A 17,446-nucleotide genomic window follows, 5' to 3' on the forward strand; every position below is an offset into this window, starting at 1 on the left:
CTGGCGTCCGGGCCGCGCTCGCGCGGTGCGGGGGTCAGTTCACGTCGACATTGTCGAAGAGTTCGAGCATCTGCGTGAGGACGTGCACGCAGGCGGTCAGGTCGGCGTCGGTCAGCTCGCCGCCGACCTGGCGGAGCAGGGCGTGCTCGCGGGCGCTCGCCGCGGAGACGGCGGCCCTGCCGTGGCCGGTCAGCCGGATCAGCGAGGACCGCTGGTGGGCGGGGTTCGGGGTGATCTCGACCAGGTCCAGGGCTGCCGCGTCGTTGACCATGCGTTGCACGAACTGCCTGCTCAGTGCCTGTGCGCGGGCCATCTGAGGGACGGTCATGGGCCCGTGTTCCGCGAGCAGGAGCAGCACGGCGCGCACGCCGACGGACAGCCCCTCGATGGGAGCCGCGAGTTCCACCGTGCGGAGCACCCGTCGGTACAGCGGGCCGACCAGGTCGAACACGTCCATGAGCCGGTGGGCGAGGACGTCGGGCGGGAGCGGGGCATCGGTACCGGTCACCCCGCCATCATGACACCTGGGTTGCCAATCCCTGCCGTGGAGGAACCGCGTGGAGGGAACCGTTCGCGGCCGCCGGCTGAACCGCCCCGGCGTTCTGTGCCGCGCTCACCGGGGGTTCACCGGGGCGGGGCGCCGAAGTCCTCGGCGACCAGCCGGTCGACCCAGTGCCGGAGGGCCGGGGCGAGGGGCGGGTGGGCCAGGCCGGCGGCGGTGGCGAGGCGGTCGGCGGAGGTGGTGTCGTAGCGGTCCTCGGAGAGGAAGCCGAGGGTCTCCGGGTCGGCGCCGGTGAGGGCGCGGGGGAGGCGGCGGACGATGGCGACGGGCGCCAGGCCGCGGGGCGGGCGGACGCCGAGGTGGGCGGCGAGCAGGGCGATCAGGTCCGGGAGGACGGGGGTGGCGGGGTCGAGGACGGTGTGGGCCACCACGGCGGAGCCGTCGGGTGTGGGGGTGGCGTCGGGGGCGGCGGAGCCGTCGGGCGTGGGGGTGGCGGCGCTGTCGTGGGCGGGGACGGCGGCGAGGAAGCGGGCCAGGTGGTCGACGGTGACCACGGGCAGGAAGGTGCGGCGGGTGCCGGGCAGCAGCGGCAGGCGGCCGCGGTGGAGCTGGCGGACGAGCTGGGCCAGGCCGAGGTACTGGCCGGCCTCGCCGGTCCGCGAGTGGCCGATGACGCTGCTGGGGTTGACGGTGGTGAGCGGGACGCCGAGTCGGGGCGCGGTGACCCGGACGGCGGCGTCGCCGAGCAGCTTGGAGGCCTCGTACGCGCCGAGGCGTGCGTAGGCGGCGGTGGTCGCGCGGGGGCTGGGCGGGTACTGCGGCTGCGGATCGCGGCCGACGCGGTAGCCGGAGAGGTGGACCAGGCGGCGCAGCCGGGGCCGGGTGGCGGACCAGTGGAGGGCGTGCAGGGCGCCGTGGACGTTGGCGGGTTCGGCCTGGGCGCGGGTGAGGCCGAACTGGTAGCGGGCGGCGAGGTTGTGGACATCGCGGACCTCGGTGAGCCGGGCGTCGTCCTCGGGGGAGAGGCCGAGGCCGGGGCGGGTGAGGTCGGCGGCGACGGTGGTCAGCACGGTGTCGTCGGCGCCGTGGGTGCGCAGCCAGTGGCGCAGCTCGGTGTCACGGCCGGCGCCGCGCACGGCGGCGGCCACGGGCTCGCCGCGGGTGAGGAGTTCGAGGACGAGCCAGCGGCCGAGGAAGCCGGTGGCGCCGAGGACGAGGGTGCGGGGCGGTGGTGGGAGGGGCGGCATGTGGCAACTCCTGGAGTTGGAATCTGTAGACCGGTCTGCATATTTTTTGGACACGAGAAAACTCGGACACGAGAAAACTTCGGGCACAGGAGAATTCGGGCACAAGGAATCGGAAGGAGGGGCGGAGCCGCGCACCGGTCGGCGGCGGCTCCGCTTCCGCGAAGCCCTACGGGGTGCGAGCGGCCGGCTTGGCGCCGAGCAGGTGGCGGACGGCGTGCAGCGCGTGGTCCAGCGGCTCGCGGCTGCGCCGGACCGACGCGAGCAGGACCGCGCCCTCCATCAGCGCCAGTACCTGCCCGGCCGCCGTCGCGGCCTCGGCCGGCTGGAAGCCCTCGGCCTCCAGCCGGTCGGCCAGCACGCGCTGCCAGCTCTCGTACACCTCCGCGCAGACGGCGCGCAGCGGCTCGTTGGTGCCGGCGACCTCCAGGGCGACGATCGCGATCGGGCAGCCCTTGGTGTAGTCGGAGCGCGCCAGTCGCTCGGCGAAGACCTCGGTGAGCCGCTCGGTGAGCGCTCCGCTGTCGGCGCCCTCGGCGGCCAGCGCGGCGAGCAGGTCCTCGACCTCCTGCCCGGCCTGGGCGAGGGAGGCGGCGACCAGTTGGTCCTTGCCCTCGGGGAAGTGGAAGTAGAGCGAGCCGCGCGGTGCGCCCGTCGCGGCCACGATCTGGTTGAGGCCGGTTCCGAAGTAGCCCTGTGCCTCGATCAGCGTCCGGGTACCGGCGATCAGCCGGGCCCGGGTCTCCTCACCCTTGACTCCCATGCGGAAAACAATAGACCGGTCTGCATATTCCTGTCGACTGGCCTCAGTGCTGGGCCGCGGGCGGGAAGCAGGTCGTTGTGGAGCAGCGCTCCGGGACTCCCTCGTTCGTGTCGGCGTGCGTGCTCTCGTGCTCGCCGGTGATCCTGAGCTCGTCCCGGAGCGGTGCCGCCGCGGCCCTGCCCGGTTCCGGGTCAGCCCGTGTGCGCCCCCTGAAGCAGCGCCAACTCCTCCGGGGAGAGGCGCAGGGCCCCGGCGGCGATGTTGTCCTCCAGGTGCGCCAGGTCGCCGGTGCCGGGGATGGCCAGGACGTGCGGGCCCTGGTGGAGCGTCCAGGCGAGGCGGACCTGGGCCGGGCTGACCCCGCGCGCCTGCGCCACCGCCCGGACCTGGGCCGGTTCGGCGCCGCCCGTGCCGGACTCCCGCCCGGCTCCGGCGATCGCGTAGAACGGGACGAAGGCGATGCCCTGCTCGCCGCAGAGCCGCAGCACGGCGTCCTGTTCGGGCGAGGCGCCGATGCCGTACGGGTTCTGCACGCACACGACGGGCGCGATGGCCTGCGCCTCGGCGAGCTGGTGCGGGTGGATGTTGGAGAGGCCGAGGTGGCGGATCAGCCCGGCCTGGCGCAACTCGGCGAGGGCGCCGAAGCGTTCGGCGATCGAGTCGGTGCCGACGATCCGCAGGTTCACCAGGTCGAGGTGGTCGCGGCCGAGTTGGCGCAGGTTCTGCTCGACCTGGCCGCGCAGCCGCTCCGGGGTGCGGGCGTGCTCCACCCACTCGCCGTCGAGTCCGCGGCCCGGGCCGACCTTGGTGGCGATCACCAGGTCGTCGGCGTACGGCGCGAGCGCCCGGTTGATCAGCTCGTTGGCGGAGCGCAGCGGGGAGAAGTAGAAGGCGGCGGTGTCGAGGTGGTTGACGCCCAGTTCGACGGCGCGCCGCAGCACCCGGACGGCCTGCTCGCGGTCGCGCGGTACGGCGTCGGGGACGAGCGCCCGGCCGGTCTGCGGCAGGCGCATGGTGCCGAAGCCGATCCGGTGGACGGTGCGGTCGCCGAGCGTCCAACTGCCGGAGGCGGCAGCGGTGACGGCGGCGGTGACGGCGGCGGGGGCGGCGGCGGGGGCGGGGGTGGTGCCAGAAGTCATGCCGTCATGATCGCCACTGCCCTGCCCTGACCGCCAGCGATTCGGGAATGTACGAATCCCCGCGGAATCCACGGGGGCGGAGGTGACGGCGGGCTGCTGTCCACGGGGGAGGGCGCCGTGACGGCGGACCTGTCGGGACTGTGACAACCGTCATGCCGTTTCCATGATCACCCGCCCTGGTCCGGGGCCCCGCCCGGCCGGGATGATGGGGCTCGTCGACGGGCGGGAGCGCCCGGGGTCGGGTGAACGGGGGGTCGGCGATGTCGCCGCACGAGATCGGGTTGTACGCGAGCGCTGCCGTGGTGGTCAGCGTGGGACTTCAGGCGCTGGCGCTGGCCGGCTCCAACGTCGGCCCGGGAGCCGGCGCTCCGGCGGGCGCCGGGCCGGGCGAGGTGCTCGCCGTGGTCCGGGCCGCCCTCGCACGGCGGCCCCGGGCCACCCTCGCACTGTTCGCGCTGATGGCGGTGATGGCCGTGCTCCAGTACGCCGTGCCCACCCTGGTCGACGATCTGATGCGGCAGCCGGGTGCGCTGTCCGACGGGCAGTGGTGGCGGGCCGGGACGGCCCTGCTGGTGCAGTCCTCCGGGATCGCGCAGATCGCGATGAACCTGCCGGCCCTGCTCGTGGTCGGCGCCGTCGCCGAGTCGGTCCTCGGATGGTGGCGGACCCTGGCCGTCTTCCTCGCCAGCGGCGTCCTCGCCCACGTGGTGAGCCTGGCCGGCTGGTCGCCGCGCGGCGGCGGCGACTCCGTGGCCGTCTGCGGCCTGCTCGGCGCCCTGGCCGTCACCTGCCTGCTGCGCGGGAGCGCCCTGGGCCTCACGTTCAAGCGCACCTGGTACCTGCTGCTCATCCCCGCGGCCGGCCTGTTCCTGTGCGCGCTGCGGAACAACCACGGCGCCGGCCTGGTGGCGGGCTGCCTGCTCGGTCTGGTGCTCGCCGCCGGGACGAGGACCAGGCCGTCCGGGCAGCCCGCCGCGGTGTGACGGGGGGCCGGTCCACCCCCGGGGGCCGATCCCGCAGCCCCGCAGCCCCGCAGACCCGCAGACCCGCAGACCCGCAGACCCGCAGCTCGGACCGGGGCCTGGCACGCCGGGCGCCGACCGGCGTCTGGGAGAGTGCGGGCATGACACTTCGGACCCTTCGGTGCGCCGTCCTCGACGACTTCCAGGGCGTCGCCACCAGCATCGTCGACTGGTCCCCGGTCTCCGACCGGGTGGCGGTGACCGCCTTCTCCGAGCACTTCGGGTCGGAGGACGAACTCGCCGCCGCCCTGGCCGACTTCGACTTCGTCGTGACCCTGCGCGAGCGGGTGCCGTTCCCGGCCTCGCTGTTCGCCCGGCTGCCGAGGCTCAGGCTGCTGGTCGCCTCGGGCATGCGGAACTCGGTGATCGACTACGCGGCCGCCGAGGCGCACGGCGTGACGGTCTGCGGGACGGCCAGCTCCTCCACCCCGCCGGTCGAGCTGACCTGGGCGCTGCTGCTCGGCCTGGCCCGCGGCATCGTGCCGGAGAGCACGGCGCTGCGCGAGGGCGGTCCCTGGCAGAGCACCGTCGGCGCCGACCTGCACGGGCGGGTGCTCGGGCTGCTGGGCCTGGGGAAGATCGGCGGCCTGGTCGCCCGGGTCGGACTGGCCTTCGGCATGGACGTGCTGGCCTGGAGCCAGAACCTCACGGACGAGCGTGCCGCCGAGGTCGGCGTGCGCCGGGCCGCCGGCAAGGAGGAGCTGTTGAGCGGCGCCGACTTCGTCTCGATCCACCTCGCCCTGGGCGAGCGCACCCGGGGACTGCTGGGCGAGGCCGAACTCGCCCTGATGAAGCCCGAGGCGTACCTGGTGAACACCTCCCGGGCGGTGATCGTCGACCAGGACGCGCTGCTGGCCGCGCTCACCGGGGGCCGGATCGCGGGCGCCGCCGTGGACGTCTTCGACGTCGAGCCGCTGCCCGCCGACCACCCGCTGCGCACCGCGCCCCGGCTGCTGGCCACCCCGCATCTGGGGTACGTGTCGCGCGACAACTACCGCCGCTACTACGGCGAGGCGGTCGAGGACATCGCGGCCTACCTGGCCGGCGAGCCGATCCGCCGCCTGGGCTGACCCACGGGCCGGGCCCGGGCCGGCCCTCGTGGCGGCGTCCGCCCGCCGGGCGCCGCCCGGCCGCATACTGGCCGCGTGACGAGCGGAGACGGTGCCCGGGGTGCGGGCCGGCGCGGTGTGCTGAGGGCGGGTGCGGCCGCGCTGCTGCTGGGCGCGGCGGGGTGCGGGAGCGGGGCCGGGCGGCCCGCGGTGACGACGGGTCCGGCCGGCACACCGACGGAGACGTCGACGTGGACGGTGGCCCCGACGCCGACGGGGACACCGACGGTCTCCGCCCTGCCGAACCCCGCGCTCTGGCAGCCCGGCCCGTCCGAGGTGCAGCCCGACGTCAAGCGCCGCGCCGTCGAGCTGGTCGCCGCGCTCGGCGCCTGGCCGCCGGGCGGGCAGGGCGTGGAGGCGGCCCGGGCCCGGGTGGCGGCGCTCGGCCTGCCGCCCGAACTGGCGGACCGGGCCGGGCCGCTGGCCCCGACGGCCGCCGAGGCGAGCCTGGAGGTGATCGACGCCCAGTACGGCGGGATCCTCGCGGACTCGGCGAGCGTGCTGGTGGTCTGCCGGCAGTGGACCCGCCGGGCCGACGGCTCGGTCGCCGAGGGCGGCACCACGGTGGACGTCCGGCTGAGCCGGGCCGCGCCGCGCTGGACCGTCACCGCCCTGAACCCGGGGGAGCCGGGCCCGGCCGCCGCCTCACCCGCCCCGGCGGTGGCGCAGGTGCTGGCCCAGCCGAGGATCGAGCTGCCGCCCGAGGCGGCCGCCGACCTGCGCAGCGGCACCGTGCACGACAGCGTGCTGGCGGCGATGCTCCGGCTGGCCGGACCGTACACGCTGTCGGTGAGCGTGGTGCGGACCGGCCACCCGTTGGACGTCTTCGGTACGACCCGGCCCAGCGACCATCCGCTGGGCCGGGCCTTCGACGTCTGGCGGATCGACGGTCAGGCGGTGGTGGACCCGTCGACGCCCCGGCAGCTGATCGAGTCCTTCATGCGGGACGCGGCCGCCGCCGGCTCGTACAACGTGGGCGGTCCGGTGGCGATCCCGGGCGTGGGCAACCAGTTCTTCACCGACGACACCCACCACGACCACGTCCACGTGGGGTTCTCCGCCTGACCGCCTGACCGCCTGACCGCCTGACCGCCTGACGGCCTGACCTCCACCGCCCGGGGACGGTACGTCAGTTGACGTTGACGCCGCTCCAGGCCGCCGCGACGGCCTTGTACTCGGTGCTGTTGAGGCCGTACAGGTCCTTGGCCGCGCTCAGGGAGGCGGTGCGGGCACCCTTGTAGGTGGTGGTGGAGGTCATGTAGACGGTCAGCGCGCGGTACCAGATCTTGGCGATCTTCTGGTTGCCGATGCCGGCCACCGTGGAGTTGTTGCAGGTGGGGCTGTTGTAGGTGTAGCCGTTGATGGTCTTGCTGCCGCTGCCCTCGCTGGCCAGGTAGAACCAGTGGTTGCCGACGCCCGAGGAGTTGTGCACGTCGAGCTTGCCGACCGAGCTGCTCCAGCAGTCCGCCGACCGGCCGTCGAGCGAGGGCTTGTCGAAGCGGCGCAGCCACGGCGGGGTGGACTGGTCGCTGAACAGGTAGTCGGGGGTGTCGACCTTGTTGTTGGCGTACCACTCCACCATGGTGCCGAAGATGTCGCTGGTGGACTCGTTGAGGCCGCCGGACTCGCCGCTGTAGCGCAGGTTGGCGGTGGCGCTGGTGACGCCGTGGGTCATCTCGTGGCCCATGGTGTCGAGGTCGACCTGCTCGGGGTCGGTGCTGCCGTCGCCGTCGCCGGTCATCATGCAGAAGCAGCTGTCGGACCACTGGGCGTTGTCCCAGTTGGTGCCGACGTGGACGAAGACGGTGGCGCCCTTGCCGTCGTTCTTGATGCCGTTCCGGCCGAAGGTGTTCTTGTAGTAGTCGTACGTCCAGGCGGTGTTGGCGTGGGCGTCGACGGCGGCGGTGGAGCGGTCGGTGGAGAACTTCTTCCCGTCGCCCCAGACGTTGGTGGTGCTGGTGAACGCGGTGCCGGAGCTGGCCTTGAGCGCGCTCGCCGCGACGTTGTTGGCGTCCTTGGTGACGTGGCCGCGGACCGCGTCCTTGAGGGTGTAGCCGCCGCCGCTCTGGGCGGTGGTGTCGATCGTGATGTCGCCGGTGTACTCGGAGTGGCCGGTGCCGGAGGCCTGGTGCTCGGCGTCGTAGGTCTCGATCTGCTCGCCGGTGGTGGCGTCGGTGACGACCACCTTGCCGGCCGGCTGGCCGTGCTCGCCGGTGCCCTCGACGGTGGTGCGCCAGGCGAGCCGGGGCGTGCCGTCGGCGGCCCAGACGACCAGTTCGGGCGTGCTGGTGGCGTCCTGGACGCCGGGTGCGGCCGCGAGCGCGTTGGCGGCGCCGGCCTGCGCGGGCACCTTCGGGACGGTGGACCTGACGGCGGCGTCGTGGGCGGCCGCGCGGGAGGAGTCCTTGAGCCGGCCGCGGGCGTCCTGGTGGACGACCAGGTCACCGCCGACCACCGGCAGGCCCTGGTAGGTGCGGTCGAAGCGGACGTGCTGGGTGCCGTCGGCGTCGAGGACGACGTCCTTGACGACGAGGTCCTGGCCGGCGCCGAAGCCGAACACCCCCGCGTTGTGGGTGACGTTGGCGCGGGCCTGGGATATCGCGGCGTCCCTCGTGCCGGTGGCGGCGGAGGCCGTGCCGGTGGGGACGGCGACGGCGACGAGGGCGGCGACGACCGCGATGGCTCCGGCCGCGAGGGGGCGGCGGGAGGAGGAGGTGGGGCTCACTCTGACTCCAGTCGGGGTAGCTGCAGGGAAAAGAGCTGCGACCGACATTGACGGCGATCAGTCAGGTAGAGCTAGAGGAATGGTCATATCTTTGCCAAGTTGTGTCCTGTTCAAATCAAAAGTGAGCAGAAATCAACACCCGTGCCGCATATGGCCGATCGTGTTCCGACGCATGACGCATGACCTGACGAGGCCCTAGGCTCGCCCCCATGGACGGATGGGTGGGGGCCTGGACCGGCGGGCGGGCGGCGGTTCACGTGGGCAACGTCGCGGACTTCAACGAGCAGTTCTTCGCCCCGGACATGGATGCCGCCCAGCGGGCCCGACGGCTGCGGCAGGCGCACCACTACGCCTGCCTGACCACCTGCTACAGCCCCGAACCCGCGCTGCTGGTGCTGCCCGCCGAGGTCGGCCCGGAGTGGACCGACTGGCTGGCCCGGGAGCTGGAGTGGGGCCCGGTCGAGGTGCACGGCGGCGTCGGGCGCCGGCGGGCGGGGGGCCCCGGCCGCCCCCCCACACCCGCCCCCGGCCCACGGAAAGCCCCCCACCGCCCGCCCGCGGTCGCCTGGGGCCGCACCGCCGCCCAAGGCGAGGGCCCCGAACTGGCCGCGGTGCACCGCTACGAGTCCAAGGCGGCGGCCCACGACCTGTTCGCCGAACTCGCCCCCGACCACCCGGGCATCGTCGTCCCCCGGCAGGAACGCCCGGCCGGCCGGGGCCGCGCGGCCCGCCGGCTGACCGCCCGCGCCGCCCGGGGGCTGACCACCGTGCTGAAGAGCCCGCACGGCGTCGGCGGCTACGGCACCATCGTGGTGGATCCGGCCGACCTCTTCGCCGCCGGCGGCGGCCGGCCCCTGCTGCGGCGCCTGGTCCGCTCCGAACTCCTGCCCGCCCAGGGCGGCCTGCTGCTGGAGGAGCACGTCGACCCGGGCCCGGCCGCCCGGCTGCGCGACCTCACCTACGACGCGCTGGTCGGCCCCGACGGAGCCGTCCACCCGGTGGGCGCCGGTGACATGCACGTCGCCGGCACCCGCTACCAGGGCGTCACCGTCGGCCCCGACGCGGTGCCCCGGGGCGCCGCCGGGACGGCCCGCCGGTTCGCCCTCGCGGTGGGGGAGCGGCTGGCCGCCGAGGGCTACCGCGGCTGGTACGACGTGGACTTCGTCACCGACCGGCAGCGCCGGCTCGCCCCCACCGAGATCAACCTGCGGCTCACCGGCCCGGCCGTGGCCTTCATGCTGCGGGCCCGCCTCGACCAGGTGCGGGGCCCGGGCCACCTCGTCCGCACCCTGGACGCGATGCCGCTCGGCGCCCGGCTCGCCCCGGGCGCGCTGTACGACCACCTCGACCGGCTGCGGCCGCGCTGCGCCCGGCTCGACGTCACCCTCCTGCCGTTGATCCCGACGGCGGGCCACGACCCGGAGCCCGCCGTCGGCCTCGCCCTCGCCGGGCCGAGCGCCGAGGCGCTGGACGCCGCGCAGGCGCTGCTCGCGGCCGCGCACCACGGGCTGGCCGGGATGTTCGAGGCGCTGCGCTGACCGATCATCAGCGCAGGCCGTCAGCGCAGGCCGTCATGACTGGGCAGCCGTCACCGCCGGGCGGCCGGCCGCCGGATCAGGAAGATCAGCACCACCAGCGCGGCCGCCATCAGCGGCACGTTGAAGGTGAACACCATCGCCGTCTCGCGCGGCCAGTCGGTGGCGTCGGTGAGCCGGTACAGGTTGTCCTGTGGCCACCAGGAGGCCAGCAGCCACACCACCGAGAGGTAGGTGAGCAGGGACAGCCTGTACGACCGCCCCTGCCGCAGCACCGCCGGGAAGCCGAAGAAGAGGAAGGCCACCCCTGCGCCGAAGGCGAGGTTCTCGCACAGGTAGAGCAGCTCGAACCAGAAGTGGTACGCGTCGGGCACCGCCCCGAGCTGCGTCGCGCCGGGGAAGAAGACGTTGGTGCTGACCCAGGCCATGAGCGAGAAGAACACCACGCAGCCGAGCACCACGCAGCCCGGCAGGTCCGACGTGCCGCTGCGCCCGCCCCCGGCCTTGCCGCCGCCGCCCTTCCCCGCGCGCGACCCCGCCTTCGCCGATCCGGTGGCGGCGGTGTGTTTCGGCGGGGCCGGCAGCGGTAGCGCGGCGCGGTCCAGCTTTCCGGCCCGGGTGCGCGGCAGCTCCGGCACCGGGACGACGGCCTCGGGCACGTCGCCGCCGGGCAGTTGGGCCGCCAGGTACTGGGAGAGCGACCAGCCGTCCGCCCCGTCCGCGTCCGGCGCGGTCACCGCGTACCCGACCAGGCTGCGCCGGCCCGGCCGCAGCTCCAGCTCCACCACGACCGCCTCCCGGACCGCCGGGTGGGCGCGCAGCCGGCCCTCGGCCCGGGCCGCCGCCGCGACCCGGGAGACCACCGCGGCCTTGCGGGCGAAGGGGACCGGCCCGACCACGTGCGCGGCCCGGCCGAGGAACTCCAGGACGCCGTCGTCCCGGAGCCGGCCGATGTCCCCGGTCAGCAGTACCCGGCCGTCGGGGTCGAAGTCCGCCCGGACGAACCGGTGGCGGGTGTCGTCGGCCCGGTTGAGGTAGCCCCGGCCGAGGCCGCCGCCGGCGATCGCGATCTCGCCGGCCTGCCCCGGCGGCACCGGGGTGCCGTTCAGGCCGACCACGTACACCCGGGTGCCGGGGAACGGCCGACCGATCAGGGAGACCCGCTCGCCGTCCCCGGTGGCCGCCGTGCCCTGCGCGTCGAAGTAGGTGCTGTCCACGCCGGCCTCGGCGAGGCCGTACACGTTGAGCACTCTGGTCCCGTCGCCGAGCAGCCGCTGGAGGCCCAACTGCTCGTCCAGGTACCACTTCTCGGCGCCGACGGTGAGCAGCCGCACACCGGGCAGCGGCGTACCGGTCAGGGGTTCGCCTGTTCGTGGCTCGCCACTCCGGGCGAGATGGGCGGCCAGCCGGCGCGCGAGGCGGGCGTTCAGCTCCAGGACGGTGATCCCTTCGGCGGCCACCAGAGCGGGCAGGCCGGCGAGGTCGGCGGTGCGGTCCAGGGTGAGGTTGCGCGGGGCGACCACCAGGGTGGCTCCGGAGCCCAGCGCCCGGACCCAGTCGGCGGTGAAGACGTCGAACTCCAGGCTCGACGTCTGCAGGATCCGGTCCGCCGGGGACAGCCCGTACACCTCGCGCCAACCCCGGTACGCGGACAGCAGGTTGCGGTGCTCGACCAGGGCCCCGGTGGGCAGGCCGGTGGAGCCCGAGGTGTAGAGGACGCAGGCGAGGTCCGTCGGGCCGGTGGGCGCCCCCGGCGGGTCGGACGGCGCTTCGGTGAGGTCGGCCGTGTCCAGGCAGACGATCTGCGCCGGGCCCGCGTCGGCGAGCCGCACCCGGTGGCTCTCCTCGGTCACCACCAGGTCCGGGGCGGCGTCGGCCAGGACGTGCCGCAGCAGCGCGTCCGGCGCGCTCGGCTCCAGCGGCACGTACGCGGCGCCCGCCTTCAGTACCGCGAGCAGCGCGACGTACACCTGCGTGCCGCGGCCCAGCGCCACCGCCGCCCGGCCGCCCGGGGCCAGGCCGCGCGCCGCCAGGTGGCGGGCGAGGGCGTCGGCCCGCTTGTCCAGTTCCCCGTACGTCAGCTCGGCATCGCCGCAGCGGACGGCCACCGCCTGCGGTGCCTGCCCGGCCCGCAGTTCGACCAGTCCGTGCAGCGTGTCGGCCGCCCGGTCCTCGGCCGCTTCCCCGTCGGTCGGCATCGGCGCTCCCCTCATCCCCTCCGAATCCCCCGATCATCCTCCCAACTCCCGCTGCGCGACAGGGTTCTGGAGCGTCCACTCCTCGGACGGCCCGGCTCCGCACGCGGCGACGGTTGTACTCTGCACGCAGACGGTCGGCGCCGGCCCGTCCGGTACGGCGCCCCGCCCGCACCCTGTCCGGCGCCGTACCTCGGAGGTCCGCCCCCATGAGCTCGTCCGTCCCGTCCTTCGACGGCCCGCTGCTGCGCACCCAGGACGTGGACGTCGTACGCGACGGCCGCCACCTGCTGCGCGGGATCACCCTCGCCATCGAGCCGGGCGAGCACTGGGCGCTGCTCGGCCCCAACGGCGCCGGGAAGTCGACCCTGCTCGCCCTGCTCGGCGCGGTCTCCCACCCCACCCGGGGCGAGGTGGACGTGCTCGGCCGCCGGCTCGGCCGGGTGGACATCCGCGAGCTGCGCGCCCACCTCGGGCACGTCAACCCCCGGCACCCGCTGCGCTCGCCGCTGAGCGTGCGCGAGGTGGTGCTCACCGGGCACACCAACACCATCGAGCCGGAGTGGCACCGCAAGCCCGGCCCCGAGGTGCTGGAGCGGGCCGAGCAGCTGATCGAGACGCTCGGCATGGGCGCGATCGCCGAGTCGGCGTGGACCACCCTGTCCCAGGGCGAGCGCGGCCGGGCCCTGATCGCCCGCGCGCTGATGCCGAGCCCCCGCCTGCTGCTGCTCGACGAGCCCGCCACCGGGCTGGACCTGACCGCCCGCGAGCTGCTGCTGGACAGCCTGGACCTGCTGCGCCACCAGCACCCGGAGCTGGCCAGCGTGCTGGTCACCCACCACCTGGAGGAGCTGCCGGAGAGCACCACCCACGCCCTGCTGCTGCGGGACGGGGAGTGCGTGGCGGCCGGGCCGGTGGACGAGGTGATGACCACCGAGCTGATCAGCGTGACCTTCGGCCACCCGATCCGGATCAGCCGGCACGAGGGCCGGTGGACGGCCCGGGCGGCCGCGCGCCGTACGCCGGGGCGCTGACGGGTCCGGGGCGGGCGGGGTCCGGTCGGGGCGGGCTGGGCGGTCGGCCCGCTTCCGACGGGGGGCGGGTATGGACGTAAAAAAGTTTTTACGTAAGGTATGCCTTAGCTAAGGCGGGGTTGTCGCTGGTCCGGCGCCCCACCGGTGCTCAACCCTGCCCCGCCCTGGCACACCCATGCCCTTTTCCGTTGGAGCCCGCATGTCCGCCCGTCGCCGTTCCACCGCAGCCGCGCTGCTCACCCTCGCCGTGGCGACCGCCACCCTGGCGGGCTGTGCGACGAAGAAGGACGACAAGGCGGGCGGCGCGGACGCGGTCAAGATCAACGCGACCGACACCGCCTGCGAGGTCTCCAAGACCAGCTTCCCGGCCGGCCACGTCGTCCTGGACATCAGCAACAAGGGCGCCAAGACCACCGAGGTCTACGTCTACGGCGCCGGCGACAAGATCGTCACCGAGCGCGAGAACATCGGCCCCGGCACCAAGGCCACCATCAACGCCGAGATCAAGGCCGGCTCCTACGAGATCGCCTGCAAGCCCGGCATGGTCGGCGACGGCATCCGCCAGAAGATCACCGTGACCGGCGAGGGCGCCACCGCCGCCGCCGTCGACCCGCGCCTGACCGCCGCCGTCGACGCGTACCGCACGTACGCCCAGCAGCAGGCCGACGCCACCATCCCGGCCGTCGAGGCCTTCGCCGCCGCGATCAAGGCCGGCGACGTGGAGAAGGCCAAGTCGCTGTACGCGCCGTCGCGCACCGGTTGGGAGCGCACCGAGCCGGTCGCCGAGAGCTTCGGCGACGTCGACCCCAAGACCGACACCCGCGAGGACAAGCTGGAGGCCGGCCAGGAGTGGACCGGCTGGCACAAGCTGGAGAAGTCGCTCTGGGCCGACGCCAAGATCGGCGACGACGAGAAGAAGCTCGCCGACCAGCTGGTCAACGACCTCAAGGACTGGCAGAAGAAGATCCCCGAGGCCGAGATCACCGCGACCAGCATGGCCAACGGCGCCAAGGAGCTGCTGGACGAGGTCGCCACCAACAAGATCACCGGCGAGGAGGACCGCTACAGCCACACCGACCTGGCCGACTTCCAGGCCAACGTCGAGGGCGCGCAGAAGGCCTACGAGCTGCTGAAGCCGGTCGCCGCCGAGAAGGACCCGGAGCTGTCCAAGACCCTGGACTCCGAGTTCACCGCGATCCAGGCCCTGCTCGCCAAGTACAAGCAGGCCGACGGCACCTTCACCTCCTACGACAAGGTCACCGAGGCCGAGCGCAAGACCTTCTCCGACGCGGTCAACTCGCTGGGCGAGCCGCTGTCGAAGCTGGCCGCCGCCGTGGTCGTCAAGTAACGACCGCGGTCCCACCCGAGCACCGTCCCCACCCCACCGACGCCGTGGCGGCCCGAAGCGGCCGCCACGGCATCGGCGAGTCAGCACAGAGAAGGATCCGCCCGCCGATGGACGCCGAGAACGCCAAGGGCACCAAGAACCCCGAGAACCCCGAGGGCACCGCGAACGCCCCGGCCGCTGCCGCCGGTGGCGCCGTCAGCCGACGGGCCGTGATCGGCTGGGCCGGCGCGGGCGTCGCGCTCGGCGCCGCCGCCGTCGGCTCGGTCGCCGCCGCCACCCGGCAGGACGACCAGGCCCCGGCGGCGGCCGCCCAGACCGGCGCCGAGGTGCCCTTCTACGGCGAGAACCAGTCCGGCATCGCCACCCCGGTCCAGGACCGCCTGCACTTCGCCGCCTTCGACGTCTCCGAGAAGGCGACCCGCGAGTCGCTGGTCAAGATGCTCAAGGAGTGGACCAAGGCCGCCGCCGCGATGACCGGCGGCCGCGAGGTCGGCACCGGCGCCGCCGGCGGCCTGCCCGAGGCTCCGCCGGACGACACCGGCGAGGCCCTCGGCCTGCCCGCCTCCCGGCTCACCCTCACCATCGGCTTCGGCCCCACCCTGTTCGACCAGGACGGCGTCGACCGCTTCGGCCTCCGCGCCAAGCGCCCCGAGGCCCTGATCGACCTGCCGAACTTCAAGGGCGACAAGCTCGACCCGCTGCGCAGCGGCGGCGACCTCTGCGTCCAGGCCTGCGCCGACGACCCGCAGGTCGCCGTGCACGCGATCCGCAACCTGGCCCGGATCGGCATGGGCACCGTCAACATCCGCTGGTCCCAGCTCGGCTTCGGCAAGACCTCCTCCACCACCCCGGACGCCCAGACCCCGCGCAACCTGCTCGGCTTCAAGGACGGCACCCACAACATCGCGGGCACCGACGGCGCCGGGCTGGCCGAGCACGTCTGGGCCGCCCCCGGCGACGGCCCCGAGTGGATGACCGGCGGCTCCTACCTGGTCGCCCGGCGGATCCGGATGCACATCGAGACCTGGGACCGCGCCTCGCTCAAGGACCAGGAGGACACCTTCGGCCGCACCAAGGGCGAGGGCGCCCCCTACGGCAAGGTCAAGGAGCACGACGCGCCGGACCTCAAGGCGATGCCCGCCGGCTCGCACGTCGCGCTGGCCCACCCGGACGCCAACAACGGCCTGATGATCCTGCGCCGCGGCTTCTCCTTCACCGACGGCACCGACGGCCTCGGCCGCCTGGACGCCGGCCTGTTCTTCCTCGCCTACCAGCGCGACACCCGCAAGGCCTTCGTGCCGCTCCAGCAGCGGCTCGCGGCCGGCGACAAGCTCAACGAGTACATCCAGCACGTCGGTTCCGCCCACTTCGCCTGCCCGGCGGGCGTCCGCAAGCCCGGGGAGTGGTGGGGCCAAGCGCTCTTCGGCTGATCCCCCGCCCCGTTCAACCCCCCGAGGAGAGTGCCGTGTTCGGCAACTACCTGATCGGCCTGCGCGAAGGCCTCGAAGCCAGCCTGGTCGTCTGCATCCTGATCGCCTACCTGGTCAAGACCGGCCGCAGGGACAAGCTGCCGCCGGTGTGGATCGGCGTCGCCTCCGCCGTGGTGCTCAGCATGGTCTTCGGCGCCGTGCTGCAGTTCGGCTCGTCGCAGCTCACCTTCGAGGCCCAGGAGGCGCTGGGCGGCTCGCTGTCGATCATCTCGGTCGGGCTGGTCACCTGGATGGTGTTCTGGATGCGCCGCACCGCCCGGCACCTGAAGACCGAACTGCACGGCAAGCTGGACGCGGCCATCGCCATGGGCACCACGGCCCTGGTGGTCACCTGCTTCCTGGCGGTCGGCCGCGAGGGCCTGGAGACCGCGCTGTTCATCTGGTCGGCGGTGCAGGCCACCAACGACGGCTACAACCCGCTGATCGGCGCCGCGCTCGGCCTGCTCACCTCGGTGGTGCTCGGCTGGCTGTTCTACCGCGGCGCGCTGAAGATCAACCTGGCCAAGTTCTTCACCTGGACCGGCGCGATGCTGGTGGTCGTCGCGGCCGGCGTGCTCGCCTACGGCGTGCACGACCTCCAGGAGGCCGGCTGGCTGCCCGGCCTGCACAGCGTGGCCTTCGACATCAGCAGCACCATCCCCAAGGACAGCTGGTACGGCACCCTGCTCAAGGGCGTGTTCAACTTCCAGCCGGACCCGACGGTGCTGCAGCTCGTGGTCTGGCTGCTCTACCTGGTGCCGACCCTCGCCGTGTTCTTCGGCCTGTTCAGCGGCAAGGCGAAGCCCGTCGCCGCCAAGCCGGCCGCCTGACCCCTCCGTTCGGCGAACCGCCCCGCCCCGTCCGGCACCCCGCCGGGCGGGGCGGTGTCGTGTGCGGCGCTATATCCCGTACAGGCAGAGGAAGACGATGAGGGCGACCAGCCCGACGGCCGCGGCGATCCACGGGCCCGGCGCGAACTCCTGCCGGACGTACCCGGCTTCGTGCGTCTGCGACAGGTGCTGGGAGGCCTTCGCCTGCGCGCCGAACGCCGCCGACCTGCGGTAGCCGCAGCTCTCGCAGACCACGCGCCGGGTGTTGTTCCGCCCCGAGACGACCTTCACCGCGTGCTGGTGCCCGTGCGGGTCCTCGCCCGTGAACCGGCTGGTCTCCATGCCTTGGCCCCCTTCGCCTCGCCCCTGTGCGCGCGAGCATCCTTGCACGCACCACCGACAGCCGTGCCCCGGTGGGACCGGGATACGCCGGAGCCCCGGACGGTCGAGGACCGGCCGGGGCACCGGCGCGGGTGCGGGGGGGCGCCAAATCGCTCGTGATAGCCCCCCGGATGTCCAACCGGGCCGCCC

General features: G+C 74.0%; 15 protein-coding genes. 8 read left to right on the top strand and 7 right to left on the bottom strand.

All coding sequences use genetic code 11. The features are described 5' to 3' along the window. Window positions 1–34 precede the first annotated feature (34 nt). From ACFVHI_RS25760 to ACFVHI_RS25775, 4 genes are all read right to left on the bottom strand, one after another. On the bottom strand, window positions 35–508 hold the full coding sequence (locus tag ACFVHI_RS25760; protein WP_380343140.1) for a MarR family winged helix-turn-helix transcriptional regulator: 474 nt from the start codon (window positions 506–508) through the stop codon (window positions 35–37). Between the two features lie 116 nt (window positions 509–624). Beyond that, on the bottom strand, window positions 625–1,749 hold the full coding sequence (locus ACFVHI_RS25765; RefSeq protein WP_380343143.1) for an SDR family oxidoreductase: 1,125 nt from the start codon (window positions 1,747–1,749) through the stop codon (window positions 625–627). 166 nt (window positions 1,750–1,915) lie between these two features. Further along, window positions 1,916–2,509, bottom strand: a complete 594-nt coding sequence (locus ACFVHI_RS25770) for a TetR/AcrR family transcriptional regulator (RefSeq protein WP_063346122.1) — start codon at window positions 2,507–2,509, stop codon at window positions 1,916–1,918. 191 nt (window positions 2,510–2,700) lie between these two features. After that, entirely contained in the window at window positions 2,701–3,648 is a 948-nt protein-coding gene (locus ACFVHI_RS25775) for an aldo/keto reductase (RefSeq protein WP_380343146.1), read from the bottom strand. Between the two features lie 260 nt (window positions 3,649–3,908). Here ACFVHI_RS25775 and ACFVHI_RS25780 point away from each other — a divergent pair, with 260 nt between their 5' ends. The 3 genes from ACFVHI_RS25780 to ACFVHI_RS25790 all read left to right on the top strand — a co-directional run bounded on the left by ACFVHI_RS25780 (window position 3,909) and on the right by ACFVHI_RS25790 (window position 6,844). Then, window positions 3,909–4,631: a rhomboid family intramembrane serine protease gene (locus ACFVHI_RS25780; protein ID WP_063346120.1), complete on the top strand. Its 723-nt coding sequence runs from the start codon at window positions 3,909–3,911 to the stop codon at window positions 4,629–4,631. A 140-nt stretch (window positions 4,632–4,771) separates the two neighbouring features. Beyond that, window positions 4,772–5,740 (top strand): D-2-hydroxyacid dehydrogenase family protein, encoded by a 969-nt coding sequence (locus tag ACFVHI_RS25785; protein WP_380343149.1) that lies wholly within the window; start codon window positions 4,772–4,774, stop codon window positions 5,738–5,740. Between the two features lie 75 nt (window positions 5,741–5,815). Then, the gene (locus tag ACFVHI_RS25790) at window positions 5,816–6,844 is read left to right on the top strand and encodes a hypothetical protein (protein ID WP_380343152.1); all 1,029 of its coding nucleotides are present in this window, start codon (window positions 5,816–5,818) and stop codon (window positions 6,842–6,844) included. Window positions 6,845–6,908: 64 nt separating this feature from the next. Here ACFVHI_RS25790 and ACFVHI_RS25795 read toward each other — a convergent pair whose 3' ends face one another. Further along, complete coding sequence (locus ACFVHI_RS25795) at window positions 6,909–8,504, bottom strand: M4 family metallopeptidase (RefSeq protein ID WP_363373220.1); 1,596 nt, start codon at window positions 8,502–8,504, stop codon at window positions 6,909–6,911. A gap of 209 nt (window positions 8,505–8,713) precedes the next feature. On the opposite strand from ACFVHI_RS25795, the gene ACFVHI_RS25800 reads away from it, so the two are divergent. Further along, entirely contained in the window at window positions 8,714–10,042 is a 1,329-nt protein-coding gene (locus ACFVHI_RS25800; protein WP_380343155.1) for a hypothetical protein, read from the top strand. Window positions 10,043–10,092: 50 nt separating this feature from the next. On the opposite strand, the gene ACFVHI_RS25805 is transcribed toward ACFVHI_RS25800, so the two are convergent. Beyond that, entirely contained in the window at window positions 10,093–12,237 is a 2,145-nt protein-coding gene (locus ACFVHI_RS25805) for an amino acid adenylation domain-containing protein (protein ID WP_063346116.1), read from the bottom strand. A 206-nt stretch (window positions 12,238–12,443) separates the two neighbouring features. On the opposite strand from ACFVHI_RS25805, the gene ACFVHI_RS25810 reads away from it, so the two are divergent. The 4 genes from ACFVHI_RS25810 to efeU all read left to right on the top strand — a co-directional run bounded on the left by ACFVHI_RS25810 (window position 12,444) and on the right by efeU (window position 16,915). Next, the gene (locus ACFVHI_RS25810) at window positions 12,444–13,268 is read left to right on the top strand and encodes an ABC transporter ATP-binding protein (protein ID WP_063346115.1); all 825 of its coding nucleotides are present in this window, start codon (window positions 12,444–12,446) and stop codon (window positions 13,266–13,268) included. Window positions 13,269–13,467: 199 nt separating this feature from the next. Next, window positions 13,468–14,616, top strand: coding sequence for an iron uptake system protein EfeO (efeO, locus tag ACFVHI_RS25815; RefSeq protein WP_063346114.1), 1,149 nt, complete (start codon window positions 13,468–13,470; stop codon window positions 14,614–14,616). 107 nt (window positions 14,617–14,723) lie between these two features. Then, a complete protein-coding gene (gene efeB / locus ACFVHI_RS25820) occupies window positions 14,724–16,046 on the top strand; it encodes an iron uptake transporter deferrochelatase/peroxidase subunit (protein ID WP_079135350.1) in 1,323 nt (440 codons plus the stop codon). 35 nt (window positions 16,047–16,081) lie between these two features. Next, on the top strand, window positions 16,082–16,915 hold the full coding sequence (gene efeU, locus ACFVHI_RS25825; RefSeq protein ID WP_063346113.1) for an iron uptake transporter permease EfeU: 834 nt from the start codon (window positions 16,082–16,084) through the stop codon (window positions 16,913–16,915). A gap of 69 nt (window positions 16,916–16,984) precedes the next feature. On the opposite strand, the gene ACFVHI_RS25830 is transcribed toward efeU, so the two are convergent. Further along, window positions 16,985–17,257 carry a hypothetical protein gene (locus ACFVHI_RS25830; protein WP_063346112.1) on the bottom strand — a complete coding sequence of 91 codons (273 nt, stop codon included), beginning with the start codon at window positions 17,255–17,257 and terminating at the stop codon, window positions 16,985–16,987. Window positions 17,258–17,446 lie beyond the last annotated feature (189 nt).

This window comes from Kitasatospora sp. NPDC127121, assembly GCF_042677305.1.
Lineage (GTDB): Bacteria > Actinomycetota > Actinomycetes > Streptomycetales > Streptomycetaceae > Kitasatospora.

Coding starts and splice junctions, on each gene's coding strand:
- ACFVHI_RS25800 (WP_380343155.1), top strand. CDS start 8,714: ATGGACGGATGGGTGGGGGCCTGGACCGGCGGGCGGGCGGCGGTTCAC.
- ACFVHI_RS25765 (WP_380343143.1), bottom strand. CDS start 1,749: ATGCCGCCCCTCCCACCACCGCCCCGCACCCTCGTCCTCGGCGCCACC.
- ACFVHI_RS25810 (WP_063346115.1), top strand. CDS start 12,444: ATGAGCTCGTCCGTCCCGTCCTTCGACGGCCCGCTGCTGCGCACCCAG.
- efeO (WP_063346114.1), top strand. CDS start 13,468: ATGTCCGCCCGTCGCCGTTCCACCGCAGCCGCGCTGCTCACCCTCGCC.
- ACFVHI_RS25780 (WP_063346120.1), top strand. CDS start 3,909: ATGTCGCCGCACGAGATCGGGTTGTACGCGAGCGCTGCCGTGGTGGTC.
- ACFVHI_RS25805 (WP_063346116.1), bottom strand. CDS start 12,237: ATGCCGACCGACGGGGAAGCGGCCGAGGACCGGGCGGCCGACACGCTG.
- ACFVHI_RS25775 (WP_380343146.1), bottom strand. CDS start 3,648: ATGACTTCTGGCACCACCCCCGCCCCCGCCGCCGCCCCCGCCGCCGTC.
- ACFVHI_RS25770 (WP_063346122.1), bottom strand. CDS start 2,509: ATGGGAGTCAAGGGTGAGGAGACCCGGGCCCGGCTGATCGCCGGTACC.
- ACFVHI_RS25785 (WP_380343149.1), top strand. CDS start 4,772: ATGACACTTCGGACCCTTCGGTGCGCCGTCCTCGACGACTTCCAGGGC.
- ACFVHI_RS25830 (WP_063346112.1), bottom strand. CDS start 17,257: ATGGAGACCAGCCGGTTCACGGGCGAGGACCCGCACGGGCACCAGCAC.
- efeB (WP_079135350.1), top strand. CDS start 14,724: ATGGACGCCGAGAACGCCAAGGGCACCAAGAACCCCGAGAACCCCGAG.